Here is a 14,866-nt window from a genome sequence, read left to right as displayed (position 1 = left end):
GCCCGCACATCAGATCATCCGAGCCGGTCAGCCAGCTCCCGGTAGGTCCCCAGCACCAGCTCCCAGAACCGCGTCACGTCCAGCCCCGTCGCCACCAGCGCGTTCGGCTGCCGGTCGCGCAGGCGGAAGTCGACCACCGTCATTCCCCGGGTGAACTCGCCGATGGTCTCCACGTTCACCACCGCCGGGGTCTGCGTGACCAGCGACGGGTCCATCACGTACGCGACCGCGCAGGCGTCGTGGATGGCCGGGCCGCCGTCGGCGGTCACCTCGCCGTAGAACTGGGCGGCGGGGACCAGGAGTTCGGCGAGCCTGCCCAGCGGCCGCATGCGTTCCAGCACGCCGGAGGTGACGGTGGCGGTGAGCGTCACGTCCAGGCCGAGCATCTTGACCGTCCAGCCGGCCCCGAACACGATCTGGGCGGCCTCGGGGTCGGCGAGGATGTTGAACTCGGCCGCCGGGTTGTGGTTGCCGCGGGTGAACGAGCCGCCCATGATGACCAGGTCACGCGCCCATTCGACCACCCGGGGCTCGCGCAGCACGGCGAGCGCGATGTTGGTGAGCGGGCCGATGGCGACCAGGGTGATCTCGCCGGGGGCGGCGCGCAGGGTGTCGATGATGCGGTCGGCCGCGTGCCCGTCGGCGACGGTGAGGCTGGGGGCGGGCAGGACGACGCCGCCGAGGCCGCTCTCGCCGTGCACGGCGGCGGCCCGTACGGTGCGGCGCAGCAGCGCACCTGAGCTGCCGGCGGTGACGGGCACGTCGCCGAGGCCGAGGAACTCGCGCAGGGCGAGGGCGTTGGCGGTGGTAAGGGAGAGGTCGACGTTGCCGCCGACGGTGGTGATGGCGACGATCTCCAGGCCGGGGGCGCCGGCGGCGAGGGCGAGCGCCATGGCGTCGTCGATGCCGGGATCACAGTCAATGAGGACTTTGGTCACGAAACCGTACGATACGCAAGAATCGGGGCCGGGCAGCTTCCCCCAAAGACTGCCCGGCCCCGATCCGAAGGCGGTCCAGGCCGGCGCCTTCCCCCAAAGGCGCCGGCGGTCCCGCACTGGCAGACCGCGGTCCCCCTCCGCGTCCGCTCCGGTGTAGGTCCTCTCAGGCCGGTCGCACTGCTTCCGACCTGCTTCGACACTACCGAGCCCTATGCAACGGACGCGTCATAACGCAGTTTAATATCCGCCTAATCAGGGCTACGGGATGTCCAAACGGACCTCGGTGCCCTCCGAGAGCGAGGTGCCGACCGTGCAGTACTTCTCGTGCACCCGCGCCGCGACCGCCCTGAAGACCTCGTCGGCCTCCTCCGAGGGCAGCTCGACGTCGTAGGTGATGGTGACCGGGCCCAGGCGGTTGGGCTCGACCTTGTCCGCGGCGACGGTCATCGCCAGCCGCACCAGCCGGTGCCCGCGCTTGGCGGTGAGCGGCTCGACGGTCACGATGTTGCACCCGCCGACGGCCGCGAGCAGCAGCTCGACCGGGGTGAACACGCCCTCGTCGGTGCCGCCGCCCATGCGCACCTCGGCGCCGCGGGCGTTCGTCGCCCTGAACCCACCATCATCAGTCCGCTCAACACGCACGTTAGCCATGTTTTAGACCTTACTCAGATGGTTCTCATGTTCGGCACCCACAGTCGTGGACATGGCTCCTCTGCTGCTCTGCTCCGGCGTCGCGGCCGTCCTGCTCGGCACGTCGCGGCCCCTGGCCCTGCTCGTGTACGGCATCGCGGCGCTGATGACCCTGCGCGGGCACCGCGGGCCCGCCCGCACCCGGGGCACCGTGCTCATCGCCACCGGCCTGGAGCCCGGCGCGCTCCGCTCCCTGCTGGCGAGCCGGGACGACGCCACCGTGGCCGTCTACCGCACCGACCGGGTGACCGAAGAGCTGCGCGACCTCCAGGACAGGTACGGCCTGGTGCTGGTCGTCGGCCAGGAACACGACCCCCGGGCCAAGGAACGGGTCAGCGCCTCCGGCCTGAGCCGGCAGGTGCCCGACATCGCCGAGCGCGAGGTGGTGCTGGCCGGGCCGCGGCACTTCCAGCGGTACGTGCGCGGCGCCCTGGCGCGGCTGGCCGTGCCGGAGACCCAGGTCAGAAGCACCACCGTCAAGTCCCGGCAATAGGCTTAACACGACATTACGCGCCATATGGGACTGTAGCTGGGGACAAGGAGGCAAAGGTGACGACTTTCCCCGGAAGCGCTCGGGTCGAGACGGTCATGGGTACGCAGGTCAGCGTCGACATCCGCACCGCCCTGCCGCAACGCGAGCTCACCCCTCTGCTGGACGACGCCTTCGCCTGGCTGCGCTGGGTGCAGGAGACGTTCGGCGCCACCAGCCCGGACAGCCAGATCACCCGGCTGAACCGCGGCCAGACCATCAGGCAGATCCCCGAGCTCATCGAGGTGCTGCACCGCTGCGACGAGCTGAGCGAGGCGACCGGCGGCTGGTTCGAGGCCCGCAGGGACGGCGTCATCGACCCGTCCGGCTACATCAAGGGGTGGGCGCTGGAACGCCTCTCCCGCGCGCTGGCCAACGCCGGCGCCGTCGACCACCGCATCAACGCCGGCGGCGACATCCGGGTGCGCGGCTCGGCCGCGCCGGGCAAGCGCTGGCGGGTCGGCGTCCGCGACCCGCACACGGGGCTGGTGCGCCGGGTGCTGTTCGCCAACGACCTCGGCATCGCCACCTCGGGCGGCTCCGGGATCGTCAACCCGCGCACCGGGGAGCCGGAGACCACGCTCGGCTCGGTCACCGTGCTCGGCCCCGACCTGGGCGTGGCCGACGGCTACGCCACCGCCATGTACGCGATGGGACCCGTCCTGGCCCGGCGCTTCGCGCTGGAACAGGCGGCGGAGGGACCGTACGAGACATTGATCGTCAGCCGGGACGGACAGGAGTTCGGCACGCCCGGCCTGGCCGGCTACGGCGGGACGGAGACCCGCCTGGCCGGCTAGGCGTCGGGGTGCTCGCGCAGGTAGGCCAGGTAGACGGGGCGCAGCGCCTCGCCCAGCTCGCCCTCACCCGCGGCGAGGGCGTCGCTGAGCAGCGCCGAAACGCGGCTCAGGTCGGCCGTGGTCTCCTTCTCGTGGCCGGACGCCGCCTCGGCGGCGGGGATCACCTTCAGCAGGTTCCACAGGAATCCCAGATCCCCGTGGCGCACGGCGTAGCGCACCGCGCGGTCGTGCAGCTCGGCGGCCGGCAGCGATTCCAGATCAGTGGCTTCCATCTCACTCCCTCCCCCATGGGACGCACCTTTCCCTCGTCCGGGGGCCGATAACGTGGGAGGATCAATCAGCGTGAGATTCATCATCCGAACCCTGGCGGCAGCGGCCGCCCTCTGGGTGGCCCTCCAGCTCCTCGACGGCATCCGGATCACCGCCCCTGAGAACTCGCTCTCCTACTGGGGCACGCTGCTGATCGTGGCGCTGATCTTCGGCCTGATCAACGCCATCGTCAAGCCCATCGTCAAGGCCCTGGGGTGCGCGCTCATCGTGCTCACACTGGGCCTGTTCCTGCTGGTCATCAACGGCGCCATGCTGATGCTGACGAGCTGGATCTCCGGCCAGCTCGACATCCCCTTCCACGTGGACGACTTCTGGCCGTCGGCGATCGTGGGCGCGCTCATCATCAGCGTCGTGAGCTGGATCCTCGGCCTGATCATCCCCGGCGACGACTAGCCTGTCGCGGGTCCACGCGGAGAGCTGACCGGGCCGCGTGGGCCGGCGTAGGTCAGCTCGCACTTCCCGTCGGCGCACGAGCGCCGCAACCGGCCCATCGAGACCGTCTGGGCCAGCTGGATCGCCCAGCACGCCGGGCAGCCGCGCAGCGCCAGCAGCCCGGCGGGGGCCAGCAGCAGGCTGACCGGCCCGAGCAGCGGCAGCAGCGCCACCGCCCCGGCCAGCGCCCCGAACCCGGCCGCCCCGCGCAGCAGGTGGCGGGGCAGCGACGCGCTCGCGAAACTCCTGCCGTCAGACATCTCCGGCTCCCCTCTCCAGTGTGTGGTGGACGGCCGCCCTGGCCCGGTGCAGCCGTGACTTCATCGCCGGGACGCTGAGGCCCAGGGCGTCGGCGACCATCCGGCCACTGATCCCCTGCACGTCCCGCATGATCAGCACGCGCCGCTGGTCGGCGGGCAGCGCGGCGATCGCCGCCGCCACCCGCCCGGCCTCCAGGCGGTCCAGCACCTCCTCCTCCGCCGACCTCGCGGCGGTCTCCGGGGGCGGCGCGGGCGGCCGCCCCAGCATGCGGGCACGGCGCAGGCACTCGTTGCGGACGATGCGGAACATCCACGACGCCAGCGCCCCGGACGCCCGCAACGTCCCGATCTTCCGGTAGAGGATGATGAGCGCTTCCTGCGCGGCGTCCTCGGCGTCCTCCGGCGTCGCGCACAGCGAGCGGGCGAAGCGCCGCACGTGCGGGTGCGAGCCCGACACCAGCGCCGCGATCGACTCGGCGTCGCCCTCCTGCGCGCCCGCGATCAGCCTGGCGCCGGGCCAGGACTGCTCAGCCACGCGACCTGCTCCTGCGGCGCAGGACGAGCACGCACGTGCAGACGAGCACGGCCCCGGCGATGACGGCGGCGGCGACGATCATGACGACCTCCCTGGTCAATGGTTTCTCGGTCATAAGAGGCAGGGAGGCGGTCAAAGGATTCAGCGGGCGGCGACGGAGCCGCGCTCGCGGAGGGTGGGCTGCTGGACGACGCGGCGGCGCCGGGCCCCGCCGTCGGCCGCCTCCGCCATCAGGCGGACCGCGGCCGAGACGATCCCGTCGATGTTCCAGTCGACGGTCGTCAGCCCCGGTGTGAGCAGCCCGGACATCGGATGGTCGTCGTAGCCCAGGACCGACACGTCACCGGGGATCGACAGGCCCAGCTCCGCCGCCGCCGCGTAGACCCCGTACGCGATCGAGTCGGCGAAGCAGAAGACGGCGCTCGGCCGGGCGCCGGTGAGCAGGGCGCGGGCGGCGGCGGTGGCGGCGGCCAGGTCGTGCGGGGCGGTGGCGACCTCGATGTCGAGGCCCAGCCGGTCGCCCTCGGCGGTGACGTGCACGTCGGCGGGGCGGTCGGGGGTGCTGGGCCGGGTCGGGGTGAGCACGCCGACGCGGCGGTGGCCGAGGGCGCGCAGGTGCTCCAGGGCGAGCGTGACGCCGCGCCGGTTGTCGAAGACGACCTCGCCGGCCGTGCCCGCCAGCGAGTCGCCGATCGCCACGACGGGCAGCGACTCGCACAGCTCGGGCCAGAACTCCGCCGCCGGGTCGAGCGGCTGCACGATCATGCCGTCGACGCGCTGGTCGCGGAGCTGCTGGGCGAGGGCGCGCTCGCGGCCCGGGTCGCCGACGGCGTCGAGGATGAGCGCGTAGCGGTCCTTCTCACGCAGGCCGCGGCTGATGCCGACGGCCAGCGACTGCTGCCACAGGTCCTCCAGCGAGGCGCAGAGCAGCCCGATCATGCCGGTGCGGCCGCTGGCCAGGGCCCTGGCGATGGGGTCGGCCTCGTAGCCGAGCCGGTCGGCGGCGGCGCGCACGCGCTGCATGGTCTCCTCGGAGACCTGGAGGCCGCGCAGCGCGTAGGAGACCGCGGCGGGCGACAGACCGGTCGCCTGGGCCACTTCCCGGAGCGTCGCTCGCTTGCGGGGCATCCTGACACCCTAAACGGTGCCGGTGACAGAAGCTCCCCTAGTTTCATGTATTGTCAGTCGGAAATACAGGAAGGAGCCGTTCCGGTGAGCATCGACGTGCACCAGCATGTCTGGACGCCCGCGTTCGTCCGCGCGCTGCGCGCCCGCGCGACCCCGCCGCGCCTCGACGGCTGGACGCTGCTCCTGGACGGCGAGCCGCCCTACGAGGTGGACCCGGCGGCCCACGAGCACCGCGACACCACCGGCCTGGAGCTGGCGCTGGTCTCGCTGTCGAGCCCGCTCGGCATCGAGTCGCTGCCGCCCGGCGAGGCGTGGCCGCTGCTCGACGCCTACCACGAGGGCGCGCTGGCGCTGCCGCCGCCGTTCGGCGCCTGGGCCGCCACCTGCCACAGCGACCCCGACCCCGACCGGCTGGCCGCCGACCTCGACCGCGGCTTCGCCGGCCTGCAGATCCCGGCCACCGCCGGGTTCGACGACGCCCTGCTGGAAGTCCTCACCGACCGCGACCTGCCGCTGTTCGTGCACTCGGGCCCCGCCCGCGGCCCGGCGGACGGGCCCGGCTGGTGGCCCGCGGTCGTCCCGTACGTGCAGCAGATGCACGCCGCCTGGCACCGCTTCCACGCCGAGGTACGGCCCCGGCACCCGCGCCTGCGAGTGTGCTTCGCGCTGCTCGCCGGCCTCGCCCCGCTGCACACCGAACGGCTCATCGCCCGGGGCGGCGGCGGCCGGGGCGTGGTCGACCCCGACAGCTACGTGGAGACCTCCTCCTACGGGCCGCGCGCCATCGACGCCGTGGTCCGCGAACTCGGCGTCGACGTCGTCGTCAACGGCTCAGACGCCCCCTACGGCACCGCGCCCGACCTCGGGCTGGGCGCGGCGGCCGCACATGCCGTCCATGTCACCAACCCGCGCCGCCTGCTCGGCGGAAAGGAGTCATCAACGTGAGCGAGCACCTCGGCACCCCGATCCCCGAACGCACCCTGGACCGGCGGGAGCTGCGCGACCTGGTCGACCGGCTGGCCGCCGACCCCGCCGGCTGGCAGGACCAGGTCGACTTCCCTGCCGACGGCCGCAGGCACTACGCCTCGCTCTACCGGGACGCGTACGTGGACGTGTGGCTGCTGTGCTGGCGGCCGGAGGACGACACGGGCTGGCACGACCACGACGTGTCCTCCGGCGCGGTGCACGTGGTGGAGGGCGCGCTGCTGGAGTGCAACCCGCGCATCGGCGGTGAGCACCTGGAGACCGTGGTGCCCGAGGGGCGCTCGTTCTCCTTCGGGCCCGACCACATCCACCGGCTCACCGGCGCGACCGAGCGCAGCGTCTCGATCCACGCCTACTCGCCGCCGCTGTGGCGGCTCGGCCAGTACTCGATCGACGACAGCGGCGTCATGCGGCGCGTCTCGGTCAGCTACGCCGACGAGCTGCGGCCCCTCGACGGCGTCAGCGCTGTGGCCTGAGCACGCAGCAGCTTCCGCAGGCCTCCACGTCCGGCAGCGTGATCCACAGGCAGCACGTCCTGCGGAAGTAGCCGTCACCGGCGGGCTCGACGAGCCCGTCGACCGGCTTGCCGATCTCCTTGAGCAGCCCCATGTAGTCGGCCCGCTCGATCTGCGTCAGCGGGTGCGCGATCGCCTCGGCGGTCGAGCCCCACAGCGTCCGCTCGCCCACCTTGGCCATCGCGCTGAGCGCCCGGACGAGCGGGCGCTGCGACTCGGCGAGCGCGTCGCCGATCGCGGCGGGCGCGGAGTCGCCCGAGGCCCAGGTCACGCCGGTGGCGGCGATCGTCACCCCGGCGTCGGACACCTTGAAGTACGTGTCGGCCAGCCGCATGATCGGCACCCGCCCGTCCAGCGCCCAGCCGAGCGCCATCGGCAGCGTGTGCCAGTAGCCGTAGGTCTTCCAGAACAGCGCCGCGCCGACGTGCCGTGGCGCGTTCCAGCGGGCCGCCGTCTGGTCGACCAGCTCGCCCAGCAGCGTGTGGGGCTCACGGGCCAGCTCGGCGGCGGGGGTCCAGCTCTCGTCGGGATCGATGACCAGGCCCGGCTCGACACCGATCACGCCGCCGCGCGCGTCGGCCATCCGGGTGAGCACCTCGGTCAGCACGTTCGACCCCTTCGCCTATAGGTAAGCCTTGCCTAAGGTAGCAGGGCGTCCGGCGAACCAGCCAGCGACCAGTTGCAGCCCCACCATCGCCAGCCCGAACACCAGCGGCGCCGTCCACCCGCCCGACTCCTGCCGCAGCAGCCCGAACACCAGCGGTCCCACCGCCGCCAGCAGGTAGCCCGCCGACTGGGCCACGGCCGACAGCGCCGTCACCTCGGCCGGATCGGCCGGCCGCATCGCGATGATCAGCAGCGCCAGCGCGAACGACGCGCCCTGCCCCACCCCCAGCACGATCATCGACAGCCACGGCAACGTCGCCGGCGCCACCAGCACCGCCACGTAACCCGCCGCCGTCAGCAGCGTCGCCGCCATCACGTACGGCACCTGCGACGGCCGCCGCCCGGCCAGCACCGGCACCGCCAGCGTCGCGCCCACCTGCACCAGCGTCGTCAGGCTGAGCAGATAGCCCGCCTGGTCCGCGGGCAGCCCGGCGTCCAGGAAGATCTTCGGCAGCCAGGCCAGCATCACGTAGAAGGTGAGCGACTGCAGGCCCATCCAGGCGGTCACGTACCAGGTCACCCGGCTGCGCACCACGGCGCGGAACGGGCGCGGGCCCTGCCTCGGCGCCGCCCGCCCGCCGAACGCCTGCGGCAGCCACAGCAGCGCCGCCACCAGTGCGGGCACCGCCACCAGCGCCGACACGCCGCGCCAGCCGTAGCCGGTGACCTGCTCCAGCGGCACCACCAGCGCCGACGACGCGGCGGCCCCGCCCACGATGCCGGCGCTGTAGACGCCCGTCAGCAGGTTGACCCGGCCCGGGAAGTGCTGCTTGACGAGGCCCGGCATGGCGACGTTCATCACCGCGATGGCCGTGGCCGCGACGGCGGCGCCCGCGTACAGCACGAGCGGGCCGTCGAGGCCGCGCACCGCCACGCCGCCCGCCAGCACCAGCAGGCCCGCCAGCAGCGTGCGGTCCAGCCCGATCCGCCCGGCCAGCATCGGCGCCACCGGCCCGAACACGCCCAGGCACACCACCATGACCGTCGTGATGCCCCCGCCGCCCGCGGGCGTCAGGCCGGTGTCGGTCATGATCTCGTCGAGGAGGGGGGAGATGCCGGCGATGGCCGGGCGCAGGTTCAACGCGGCCAGCACGAGCCCGGCCACGAGGAGAGCAGCTCTCATAGCGGATCTACCTTCCCATATCCGTTGACAACGTTGTCTGCGCCGGATCGGTGCGGCAGTATCCAGTCGTGAGACCGACGATGAAGGACGTCGCCTCGGCGGCCGGCGTGGCCCTCAAGACCGTGTCCCGCGTGGTCAACGGCGAACCCGGCGTCCACCCTGCCACCGCCGACCGCGTGCGCGCCGCCATCGACACGCTCGGCTACAGCCGCAACGAGAGCGCCCGCGTCCTGCGCCGGGGCCGCACCGCCACGATCGGGCTCGTCATCGAGGACGTCGCCGACCCGTTCTACTCCTCACTCGGCCGCGCCGTCGAAGACGTCTCCGCCTCCCACGGCTGCCTCCTGCTCAGCGGCTCCTCCAGCGAGGAACCCGCCAGAGAACGCGAGCTCGTGCGCACCTTCTGCGCCCGCCGCGTCGACGGCCTCATCATCGTCCCCGCCGGCGCCGACCACACCTACCTGCGGCCCGAACTCGACGCCGGCACCCCCGCCGTCTTCGCCGACCGGCCCCCCGGGCCCGGCGTGGACGCCGACACCGTGCTCAGCGACAACACCGGCGGCGCCGCCCTCGCCACCCGCCACCTGCTGGCCCACGGCCACACCCGGATCGCCTTCCTCGGCGACGACCCCGCCATCTTCACCGCCGACCGGCGGCTGCACGGCTACCGCGCCGCCCTCGGCGACCGCTACGACGAACGGCTCGTCGCCATGCGCACGCCCGACCTCGATTCCGTACGGGCCGACCTGCGCCGCATGCTGGCCCTCGACCAGCCCCCCACGGCGGTGTTCACCGGCAACGGCCGCCTCACCGTCACCGCCCTGCGCGCCCTCGCCGGGCAGCCGATGGCGCTCGTCGGGTTCGACGACTTCGAACTGGCCGACCTGCTCGTCCCCGGCGTGACCGTCGTCGCCCAGGACCCCGCCGGCATGGGCCGCACCGCGGCCGACCTGCTGTTCCGCCGCATGGCCGGCGACACCGGGCCCTCCGAGCACCCGCTGCTGCCCGTCCGCCTCATCCCCCGCGGCTCCGGCGAGCTAGTGCCGTGACCAGAAGGGTTCACGCGCCTGGCCGTCCCCCACCTCCACGTGGTGCCCCGCCTCCTCCAGAGCGATGACGGCCTGCCGCTCGCTCAGCTGGGGAACCAGAACCAGGTCGCTCACCCGACCGGCGTCGCCACCCGGCGCGGCGGGCGCAGCGAACCCGCCAGGGCGAACGCCACGGCCACGCCCGCGGCGCCCGCGGCCACGATCGCCACCTGCGGCGAGAACACCTCGCCCAGCACCCCCACCAGGGCCGCGCCCGCCGCCTGGCCCGTCATCAGACCCGCCGACAGCAGGCCGAACGCCTGACCGCGCACCTCCTCCGGGACCGCCTCCAGGAAGCGGCGCTGCAGGCCCAGCTGGTACGACAGGCCCGCCGCCGCCACCGCCGCCAGCACCGCCGCCCAGCCGGCACCCGGACCCGCCACGAACCCCAGCCACGGCACCCCGAGCAGCACCGCGAGCGGCAACGACAACCGCTCCCGCAGCAACGGCGCCGCGAACCTGCCCACGGCGAACTCCCCCACCGCCATGCCACCGGCCGCCGCCGCCAGCACCACGCCCGCCTCCCCCTGGCCGCCCAGATACGGCACGATCATCGCCTCCGCCCCGGCCAGCCACAACGTCGGCACCCACGACGCCAGCAACAACCCCCGCACCCGGGGGTCGGCCACGAGCATCCGATTCACCCGCAACGTCTCCCGCACCGCCCCCGCCGACCCCCCACCGAAGCCGACCCGCCTTGCGGAGGCGCCCCGCCCACCGGCGACGACCCGCTCCCCAGGGGCGGCGGCCGGCTCCTCGGGCTTGGGGTGGGCGGGGGAAGCGGTGTGGTCGGGCGGCGTGGCCCGGGAGAGGGTGACGGGCTTCGGGAGGGGGGTGCGGCGGGGGGTGTGGTGGGGGAGGCCGAGGCGGAGGATGAGGGCGGCGACGGCGGAGAGGGCGGCCGTGGCGGCGAGGGCCGTGTGGGGCCCGGCGGCGGCGAGGAAGGCGCCGCCGACGGCGAGGCCGGCGATCTGGGCCGAGGCGGAGGTGACGCCGAGGAGGGAGCGCCCGAGGACGAAGGCGTCGCCGGGCAGCACCTCGGGCAGCAGGGCGCTGCGCGCGGCGCCGAAGACGGGCGAGAACAGCCCGGTGACGAGGACGAGCGCGAGCATCGCCCAGATGGGCAGTCCGGCGTAGGCGAGCAGCAGGCAGACGACGACGCGGACGAGCTCGCCGGCGATCATGAGGCCGCGGGCGGGGAGCCGGTCTGCGAGGGAGAGCAGGAAGAGCCCGCCGAAGATGTAGGGCAGCCAGCCGGCCATGTAGGCGGCGGCGGACAGCCCGGGTGACCCGGTCTGGGCGAAGACGAGCACGGACAGGGCGAGCATCTTGATGGAGTCGCCGGCCACGAGCAGCGCGAAGCTGCCGAACAGGACCCGGAACTCGCCTACCGCGAACACCTCTCGGAAGGTGGCACCGCGTTCGGTGGACTCGGTGGACAACGTACGGCTCCTTCACGGGCTGGGGGCGGCCCCGAGGGAGGGTGGGGCCGCCGGGTTCGATGGTGGCGGGCGCGGGCGTACGGAGACGATGCTTTCGGATATAACCGAAAGGTGGGTGTGAGCATTGAGGTGACCCCGCAGGACGTGGCGGCGAGCAGGTTCGCGATCTCGCCGCTGATCGAGACGATGCACGCGCAGTGGGTGCTGAGCGGCCGGATCGGTCCGGGGCCGCATCGGCGCTGGCTGGAGCGGTGGCGGGGGGCGTACGAGGAGCTGGAGCGCCGGCATCCGGTGCTGGAGGCGATCCTGTACGTGGCGGCGAACAAGGGGCAGGAGAACGTGGATTTCGTGGCGCCGCCGCCGGCCGGGTTGAAGGTGCCGTTCGAGGCGGAGCTGGCGGCGGTGCGGGTGACGCCGGTGGAGCAGGCGCACGCGGAGATCGCCCGGGTGCTGGCGGCGCGGGCGCCGGTGCCCGCGCCGGCGCGGGAGCTGCTGCTGGGCGGCGACGTGGTGCGGCTGGTGGCGGACGCGTTCGAGGAGTTGTGGAGCAGGATCGTCCGTCACAGCTGGCCGTTCTTCCACGCGATCCTGGAGCGCGACGTGGTGCAGCGGGCCGGGCGGCTGGCGACGTACGGCTGGGCGGCGGCGCTGGAGGACCTGAGCGCGCAGGTGCGCTGGCACGACGACGGGCACATCACGGTGCGCGTGTCGGGGCGGGAGCGGCATCGGCTGGGCGGCCGGGGGCTGCTGTTCGTGCCGTCGGTGTTCACCACGGGGGTGGGCGCGTATCTGGCGGAGGCGTGGCCGTACGCGCTGGTCTATCCGGCGCGCGGCACGGGCGTGGTGCCGCCGGGGGCGGACGGCGCGGGGCTGGTGGCGCTGATCGGCCGGACGCGGGCGCGGATCCTGGCGGAGCTGGCCACGCCGGCGACGACGACGCACCTGGCCGCGCTGCTCGGGCAGAGCGTGGGCGGGACGGGCGGGCACGTGGCGGCGTTGCGCGGCAGCGGCCTGATCTCCGGCACCCGGACGGGGCGCAGTGTCCTGTATGCGCGGACCGCGCTGGGGGACGCCTTGATCGCGGGTTCCCTCTAACCTTTCCTCTGGAGAGCACGAAGGTATAGTCAAAGCGCATCCGTTCAGCAACAACGTTCACGATCCAGGGGGCGCGCGCCATGAACGACGACGCCGTACAGGAAGCCCGCTTCCCGCACGAGCTGATGTACGCGGCGGCGTCGCAGTACTACCTCCAGGACGCCACGCAGGCCGACATCGCCAAGCGGCTCGGGGTGAGCCGGGCGACGGTGAGCCGCCTGCTCACGGAGGCGCGCAAGCAGGGCATCGTGGAGATCCGCGTGCACCGGCCGGCCACGCTGGCCGAGGGCCCGCTGGCCGGCGAGGTGGCCGACGCGCTGCGGCTGCGGCGCGTCTACCTGGTGCCGCGGGTGAGCGGCCCGGCGCTGGGTCCGTGGCTGGCTCCGGGCCTGGCCAGGGCGCTGGCGGGGGCGGAGCTGAAGTCGGGCGACGTGGTGCTGGTGTCGTCGGGCAGCACGGTGTACGAGTGCGCCCGCGAGTCGCTGGGCCGCTATCCGGGCGTGACGATCGCGCCGGCGGTGGGCGGTCAGCAGGATCCGCAGCCGTGGTTCCAGACGAACGAGACGACCAGGCTGCTGGCCGAGCGGGTGGGCGGCGTGCCGAGCTACCTGTACGCGCCCGCGCTGCCGGGCCCCGAGCTGTTCTACTCGCTGCGGCACGAGCCGTCGGTGCGCCGGGTGATGGACCAGTGGGCGCACGCGAAGTGCGCGATCGTGGGCGTGGGGTCGCCGCCGCTGATGCGGCAGGTGGTGCCCGCGTTCGTGCCGCGTGACGCGCCGAGCCTGCGTGAGGCGGTCGGCGACGTGTGCTCGCGCTTCTACGACCGCGACGGTGAGCCGGTGGGCTATCCGGGCAGCGAGCGCCTGGTCGCGGCCGGTCTGGAGGAGCTGCGGCGCATCCCTCACTCGATCGCGGTCGCGGTGGGCGCGGAGAAGGTGCTGTCGATCGTCGCCGGGGCCAGGGGTGGCTACTTCAACCAGCTCGTCACCGACGCGCTCACGGCCGAGAGCCTGCTCGCCGCCACTCGCTGACCCTTCCTCCGGGTGAACCCCAGGTCACAGCCATGCCAATTCCGTGAACAGAATTGCTGGACAAATATTCTGAGCCGGGCTAGCGTGAGGCGCACCACAGGACGTGACCCTGCGTGAGGGGGCGTCCCTGGTCGCACTCGGGGGACGCGACGCAACGAAACCGTCCGTGAGGACGTAGCGAGTGAGGAATGATCCCGTGAACACAACCAAGATCCGGATCGCGGCCGTGGCGGTCCTCGCGACTTCCGCGCTCGCCGCGTGCGGCTCCGGCTCCACCGGCGGCGACGCGGGCAGCGGCGGCACCGGCGGCGGCGTCGAGAACGCCAAGGTGGCCTTCCTCATGCCGGACCTCGCCTCCACCCGGTACGAGCTGCAGGACCGGCCGCTGTTCGAGGCCAAGGTCAAGGCCCTCTGCCCGACGTGCAGCGTCATCTACCAGAACGCCGACTCCGACGCGGCCAAGCAGCAGCAGCAGGCCAACTCCGCGCTCGCCCAGGGCGTCAAGGCGATCGTGATCGACCCGGTCGACTCCGCCGCCGCGGCCACCATCGTGAAGTCCGCGCAGTCGCAGGGTGTGCCGATCATCGCCTACGACCGGCCGATCCCGGCCACTCCGGCCGACTACTACATCTCCTTCGACAACGAGAAGATCGGCGCCATGATCGGCCAGTCGCTGGTCGACCACCTCAAGGCGGAGAAGGCCGAGGGCGGCCTGCTGCAGGTCAACGGCTCCCCCACGGACGCCGCCGCCGGCCTGATCAAGAAGGGCATCCACTCGGCCATCGACAACAGCGGCTTCAAGCTGCTGGCCGAGTACGACACCCCCGACTGGCAGCCGGAGAAGGCGCAGACCTGGGTCAGCGGCCAGATCACCCAGTTCGGCGACGACATCGCCGGCGTGGTCGCGGCCAACGACGGCACCGGCGGCGGCACGATCGCCGCGTTCAAGGCCGCGGGCAAGGACGTGCCGCCGGTGACGGGCAACGACGCCGAGGTGGCCGCCGCCCAGCGCATCATCAAGGGCGACCAGTACAACACGATCTCCAAGCCGATCAAGATCGTGGCGGAGGCCGCGGCGGACGTCGCGTTCAAGTTCATGAAGGGCGAGAAGCCGGCCGGTGAGGCGACGCTGTTCAACACGCCGTCGCAGCTGTTCACGCCGACCGTGGTGACGCGGGAGAACATCAAGGAAGTGCTGTTCGACAGCGGCATCATGAAGGCCGCCGACGTGTGCACGGCCGAGTACGCCGAGGGCTGCACCGAGCTCGGCATCAAGTAGGGGA

The 14,866-nt window shown here is 73.0% G+C and carries 19 protein-coding genes; 9 read left to right on the top strand and 10 right to left on the bottom strand.

What is annotated here, in order from left to right:
- Positions 1-14: 14 nt before the first annotated feature.
- Together AB0J53_RS24905 and AB0J53_RS24900 are read right to left on the bottom strand one after the other, a co-directional pair.
- Positions 15-938, bottom strand: a complete 924-nt coding sequence (locus AB0J53_RS24905; protein WP_364176249.1) for a nucleoside hydrolase — start codon at positions 936-938, stop codon at positions 15-17.
- Between the two features lie 258 nt (positions 939-1,196).
- Positions 1,197-1,589: an OsmC family protein gene (locus AB0J53_RS24900; RefSeq protein WP_219506913.1), complete on the bottom strand. Its 393-nt coding sequence runs from the start codon at positions 1,587-1,589 to the stop codon at positions 1,197-1,199.
- Positions 1,590-1,641: 52 nt separating this feature from the next.
- Here AB0J53_RS24900 and AB0J53_RS24895 point away from each other — a divergent pair, with 52 nt between their 5' ends.
- The gene (locus AB0J53_RS24895) at positions 1,642-2,121 is read left to right on the top strand and encodes a hypothetical protein (protein ID WP_364176246.1); all 480 of its coding nucleotides are present in this window, start codon (positions 1,642-1,644) and stop codon (positions 2,119-2,121) included.
- Positions 2,122-2,216: 95 nt separating this feature from the next.
- Entirely contained in the window at positions 2,217-2,954 is a 738-nt protein-coding gene (locus AB0J53_RS24890; protein ID WP_364176243.1) for an FAD:protein FMN transferase, read from the top strand.
- Here AB0J53_RS24890 and AB0J53_RS24885 read toward each other — a convergent pair.
- On the bottom strand, positions 2,951-3,226 hold the full coding sequence (locus tag AB0J53_RS24885) for a hypothetical protein (protein ID WP_219506919.1): 276 nt from the start codon (positions 3,224-3,226) through the stop codon (positions 2,951-2,953). The two genes, AB0J53_RS24890 and AB0J53_RS24885, sit on opposite strands and share 4 nt — an antisense overlap.
- A 70-nt stretch (positions 3,227-3,296) precedes the next feature.
- On the opposite strand from AB0J53_RS24885, the gene AB0J53_RS24880 reads away from it, so the two are divergent.
- Positions 3,297-3,677 (top strand): phage holin family protein, encoded by a 381-nt coding sequence (locus tag AB0J53_RS24880; protein ID WP_219506921.1) that lies wholly within the window; start codon positions 3,297-3,299, stop codon positions 3,675-3,677.
- On the opposite strand, the gene AB0J53_RS24875 is transcribed toward AB0J53_RS24880, so the two are convergent.
- From AB0J53_RS24875 to AB0J53_RS24860, 4 genes are read right to left on the bottom strand one after another with little or no spacing between them, the layout of a single operon-like run.
- Complete coding sequence (locus tag AB0J53_RS24875) at positions 3,674-3,976, bottom strand: hypothetical protein (protein WP_364176238.1); 303 nt, start codon at positions 3,974-3,976, stop codon at positions 3,674-3,676. The two genes, AB0J53_RS24880 and AB0J53_RS24875, sit on opposite strands and share 4 nt — an antisense overlap.
- Positions 3,969-4,511: an RNA polymerase sigma factor gene (locus AB0J53_RS24870; RefSeq protein WP_364176235.1), complete on the bottom strand. Its 543-nt coding sequence runs from the start codon at positions 4,509-4,511 to the stop codon at positions 3,969-3,971. The genes AB0J53_RS24875 and AB0J53_RS24870 overlap by 8 nt, the downstream gene beginning before the upstream one ends.
- The gene (locus AB0J53_RS24865; RefSeq protein WP_364176232.1) at positions 4,504-4,626 is read right to left on the bottom strand and encodes a hypothetical protein; all 123 of its coding nucleotides are present in this window, start codon (positions 4,624-4,626) and stop codon (positions 4,504-4,506) included. The genes AB0J53_RS24870 and AB0J53_RS24865 overlap by 8 nt, the downstream gene beginning before the upstream one ends.
- Before the next feature lie 26 nt (positions 4,627-4,652).
- Complete coding sequence (locus AB0J53_RS24860) at positions 4,653-5,639, bottom strand: LacI family DNA-binding transcriptional regulator (RefSeq protein WP_364176229.1); 987 nt, start codon at positions 5,637-5,639, stop codon at positions 4,653-4,655.
- An 84-nt stretch (positions 5,640-5,723) separates the two neighbouring features.
- Here AB0J53_RS24860 and AB0J53_RS24855 point away from each other — a divergent pair, with 84 nt between their 5' ends.
- Together AB0J53_RS24855 and AB0J53_RS24850 are read left to right on the top strand one after the other, a co-directional pair.
- The gene (locus AB0J53_RS24855; RefSeq protein ID WP_364176226.1) at positions 5,724-6,584 is read left to right on the top strand and encodes an amidohydrolase; all 861 of its coding nucleotides are present in this window, start codon (positions 5,724-5,726) and stop codon (positions 6,582-6,584) included.
- Positions 6,581-7,099, top strand: coding sequence for a cysteine dioxygenase family protein (locus tag AB0J53_RS24850; protein WP_308125826.1), 519 nt, complete (start codon positions 6,581-6,583; stop codon positions 7,097-7,099). The genes AB0J53_RS24855 and AB0J53_RS24850 overlap by 4 nt, the downstream gene beginning before the upstream one ends.
- Here the strand turns inward: AB0J53_RS24850 and AB0J53_RS24845 are convergent.
- Together AB0J53_RS24845 and AB0J53_RS24840 are read right to left on the bottom strand one after the other, a co-directional pair.
- Entirely contained in the window at positions 7,083-7,745 is a 663-nt protein-coding gene (locus tag AB0J53_RS24845) for a (2Fe-2S)-binding protein (RefSeq protein ID WP_364176222.1), read from the bottom strand. The two genes, AB0J53_RS24850 and AB0J53_RS24845, sit on opposite strands and share 17 nt — an antisense overlap.
- Positions 7,746-7,760: 15 nt before the next feature.
- Complete coding sequence (locus AB0J53_RS24840) at positions 7,761-8,927, bottom strand: MFS transporter (RefSeq protein WP_219506933.1); 1,167 nt, start codon at positions 8,925-8,927, stop codon at positions 7,761-7,763.
- A gap of 80 nt (positions 8,928-9,007) precedes the next feature.
- Between AB0J53_RS24840 and AB0J53_RS24835 the strand changes: the two genes are divergently transcribed.
- A complete protein-coding gene (locus tag AB0J53_RS24835) occupies positions 9,008-9,976 on the top strand; it encodes a LacI family DNA-binding transcriptional regulator (protein WP_364176475.1) in 969 nt (322 codons plus the stop codon).
- A 110-nt stretch (positions 9,977-10,086) separates the two neighbouring features.
- Here the strand turns inward: AB0J53_RS24835 and AB0J53_RS24830 are convergent, their stop codons facing one another.
- A complete protein-coding gene (locus tag AB0J53_RS24830) occupies positions 10,087-11,457 on the bottom strand; it encodes an MFS transporter (RefSeq protein WP_364176219.1) in 1,371 nt (456 codons plus the stop codon).
- Positions 11,458-11,574: 117 nt separating this feature from the next.
- Between AB0J53_RS24830 and AB0J53_RS24825 the strand changes: the two genes are divergently transcribed.
- The 3 genes from AB0J53_RS24825 to AB0J53_RS24815 all read left to right on the top strand — a co-directional run bounded on the left by AB0J53_RS24825 (position 11,575) and on the right by AB0J53_RS24815 (position 14,862).
- Complete coding sequence (locus tag AB0J53_RS24825; protein WP_364176216.1) at positions 11,575-12,552, top strand: ArsR family transcriptional regulator; 978 nt, start codon at positions 11,575-11,577, stop codon at positions 12,550-12,552.
- Between the two features lie 80 nt (positions 12,553-12,632).
- Positions 12,633-13,583 carry a sugar-binding domain-containing protein gene (locus AB0J53_RS24820; protein ID WP_219506943.1) on the top strand — a complete coding sequence of 317 codons (951 nt, stop codon included), beginning with the start codon at positions 12,633-12,635 and terminating at the stop codon, positions 13,581-13,583.
- A gap of 196 nt (positions 13,584-13,779) precedes the next feature.
- Positions 13,780-14,862 carry a sugar ABC transporter substrate-binding protein gene (locus AB0J53_RS24815; RefSeq protein ID WP_219506945.1) on the top strand — a complete coding sequence of 361 codons (1,083 nt, stop codon included), beginning with the start codon at positions 13,780-13,782 and terminating at the stop codon, positions 14,860-14,862.
- Positions 14,863-14,866 lie beyond the last annotated feature (4 nt).

It is taken from the genome of Nonomuraea sp. NPDC049725, from assembly GCF_040674795.1.
Lineage (GTDB): Bacteria > Actinomycetota > Actinomycetes > Streptosporangiales > Streptosporangiaceae > Nonomuraea > Nonomuraea ceibae.
Note: the sequence above shows the minus strand (reverse complement) of the source record. Positions and strands in the feature narration are given on the sequence as shown.

Excerpts from the sequence above, each read along its gene's own strand:
- AB0J53_RS24890 (WP_364176243.1), top strand. The coding sequence starts at position 2,217 with ATGGGTACGCAGGTCAGCGTCGACATCCGCACCGCCCTGCCGCAACGC.
- AB0J53_RS24865 (WP_364176232.1), bottom strand. The coding sequence starts at position 4,626 with ATGACCGAGAAACCATTGACCAGGGAGGTCGTCATGATCGTCGCCGCC.
- AB0J53_RS24900 (WP_219506913.1), bottom strand. The coding sequence starts at position 1,589 with ATGGCTAACGTGCGTGTTGAGCGGACTGATGATGGTGGGTTCAGGGCG.
- AB0J53_RS24860 (WP_364176229.1), bottom strand. The coding sequence starts at position 5,639 with ATGCCCCGCAAGCGAGCGACGCTCCGGGAAGTGGCCCAGGCGACCGGT.
- AB0J53_RS24840 (WP_219506933.1), bottom strand. The coding sequence starts at position 8,927 with ATGAGAGCTGCTCTCCTCGTGGCCGGGCTCGTGCTGGCCGCGTTGAAC.
- AB0J53_RS24885 (WP_219506919.1), bottom strand. The coding sequence starts at position 3,226 with ATGGAAGCCACTGATCTGGAATCGCTGCCGGCCGCCGAGCTGCACGAC.
- AB0J53_RS24875 (WP_364176238.1), bottom strand. The coding sequence starts at position 3,976 with ATGTCTGACGGCAGGAGTTTCGCGAGCGCGTCGCTGCCCCGCCACCTG.
- AB0J53_RS24895 (WP_364176246.1), top strand. The coding sequence starts at position 1,642 with ATGGCTCCTCTGCTGCTCTGCTCCGGCGTCGCGGCCGTCCTGCTCGGC.
- AB0J53_RS24835 (WP_364176475.1), top strand. The coding sequence starts at position 9,008 with ATGAAGGACGTCGCCTCGGCGGCCGGCGTGGCCCTCAAGACCGTGTCC.
- AB0J53_RS24820 (WP_219506943.1), top strand. The coding sequence starts at position 12,633 with ATGAACGACGACGCCGTACAGGAAGCCCGCTTCCCGCACGAGCTGATG.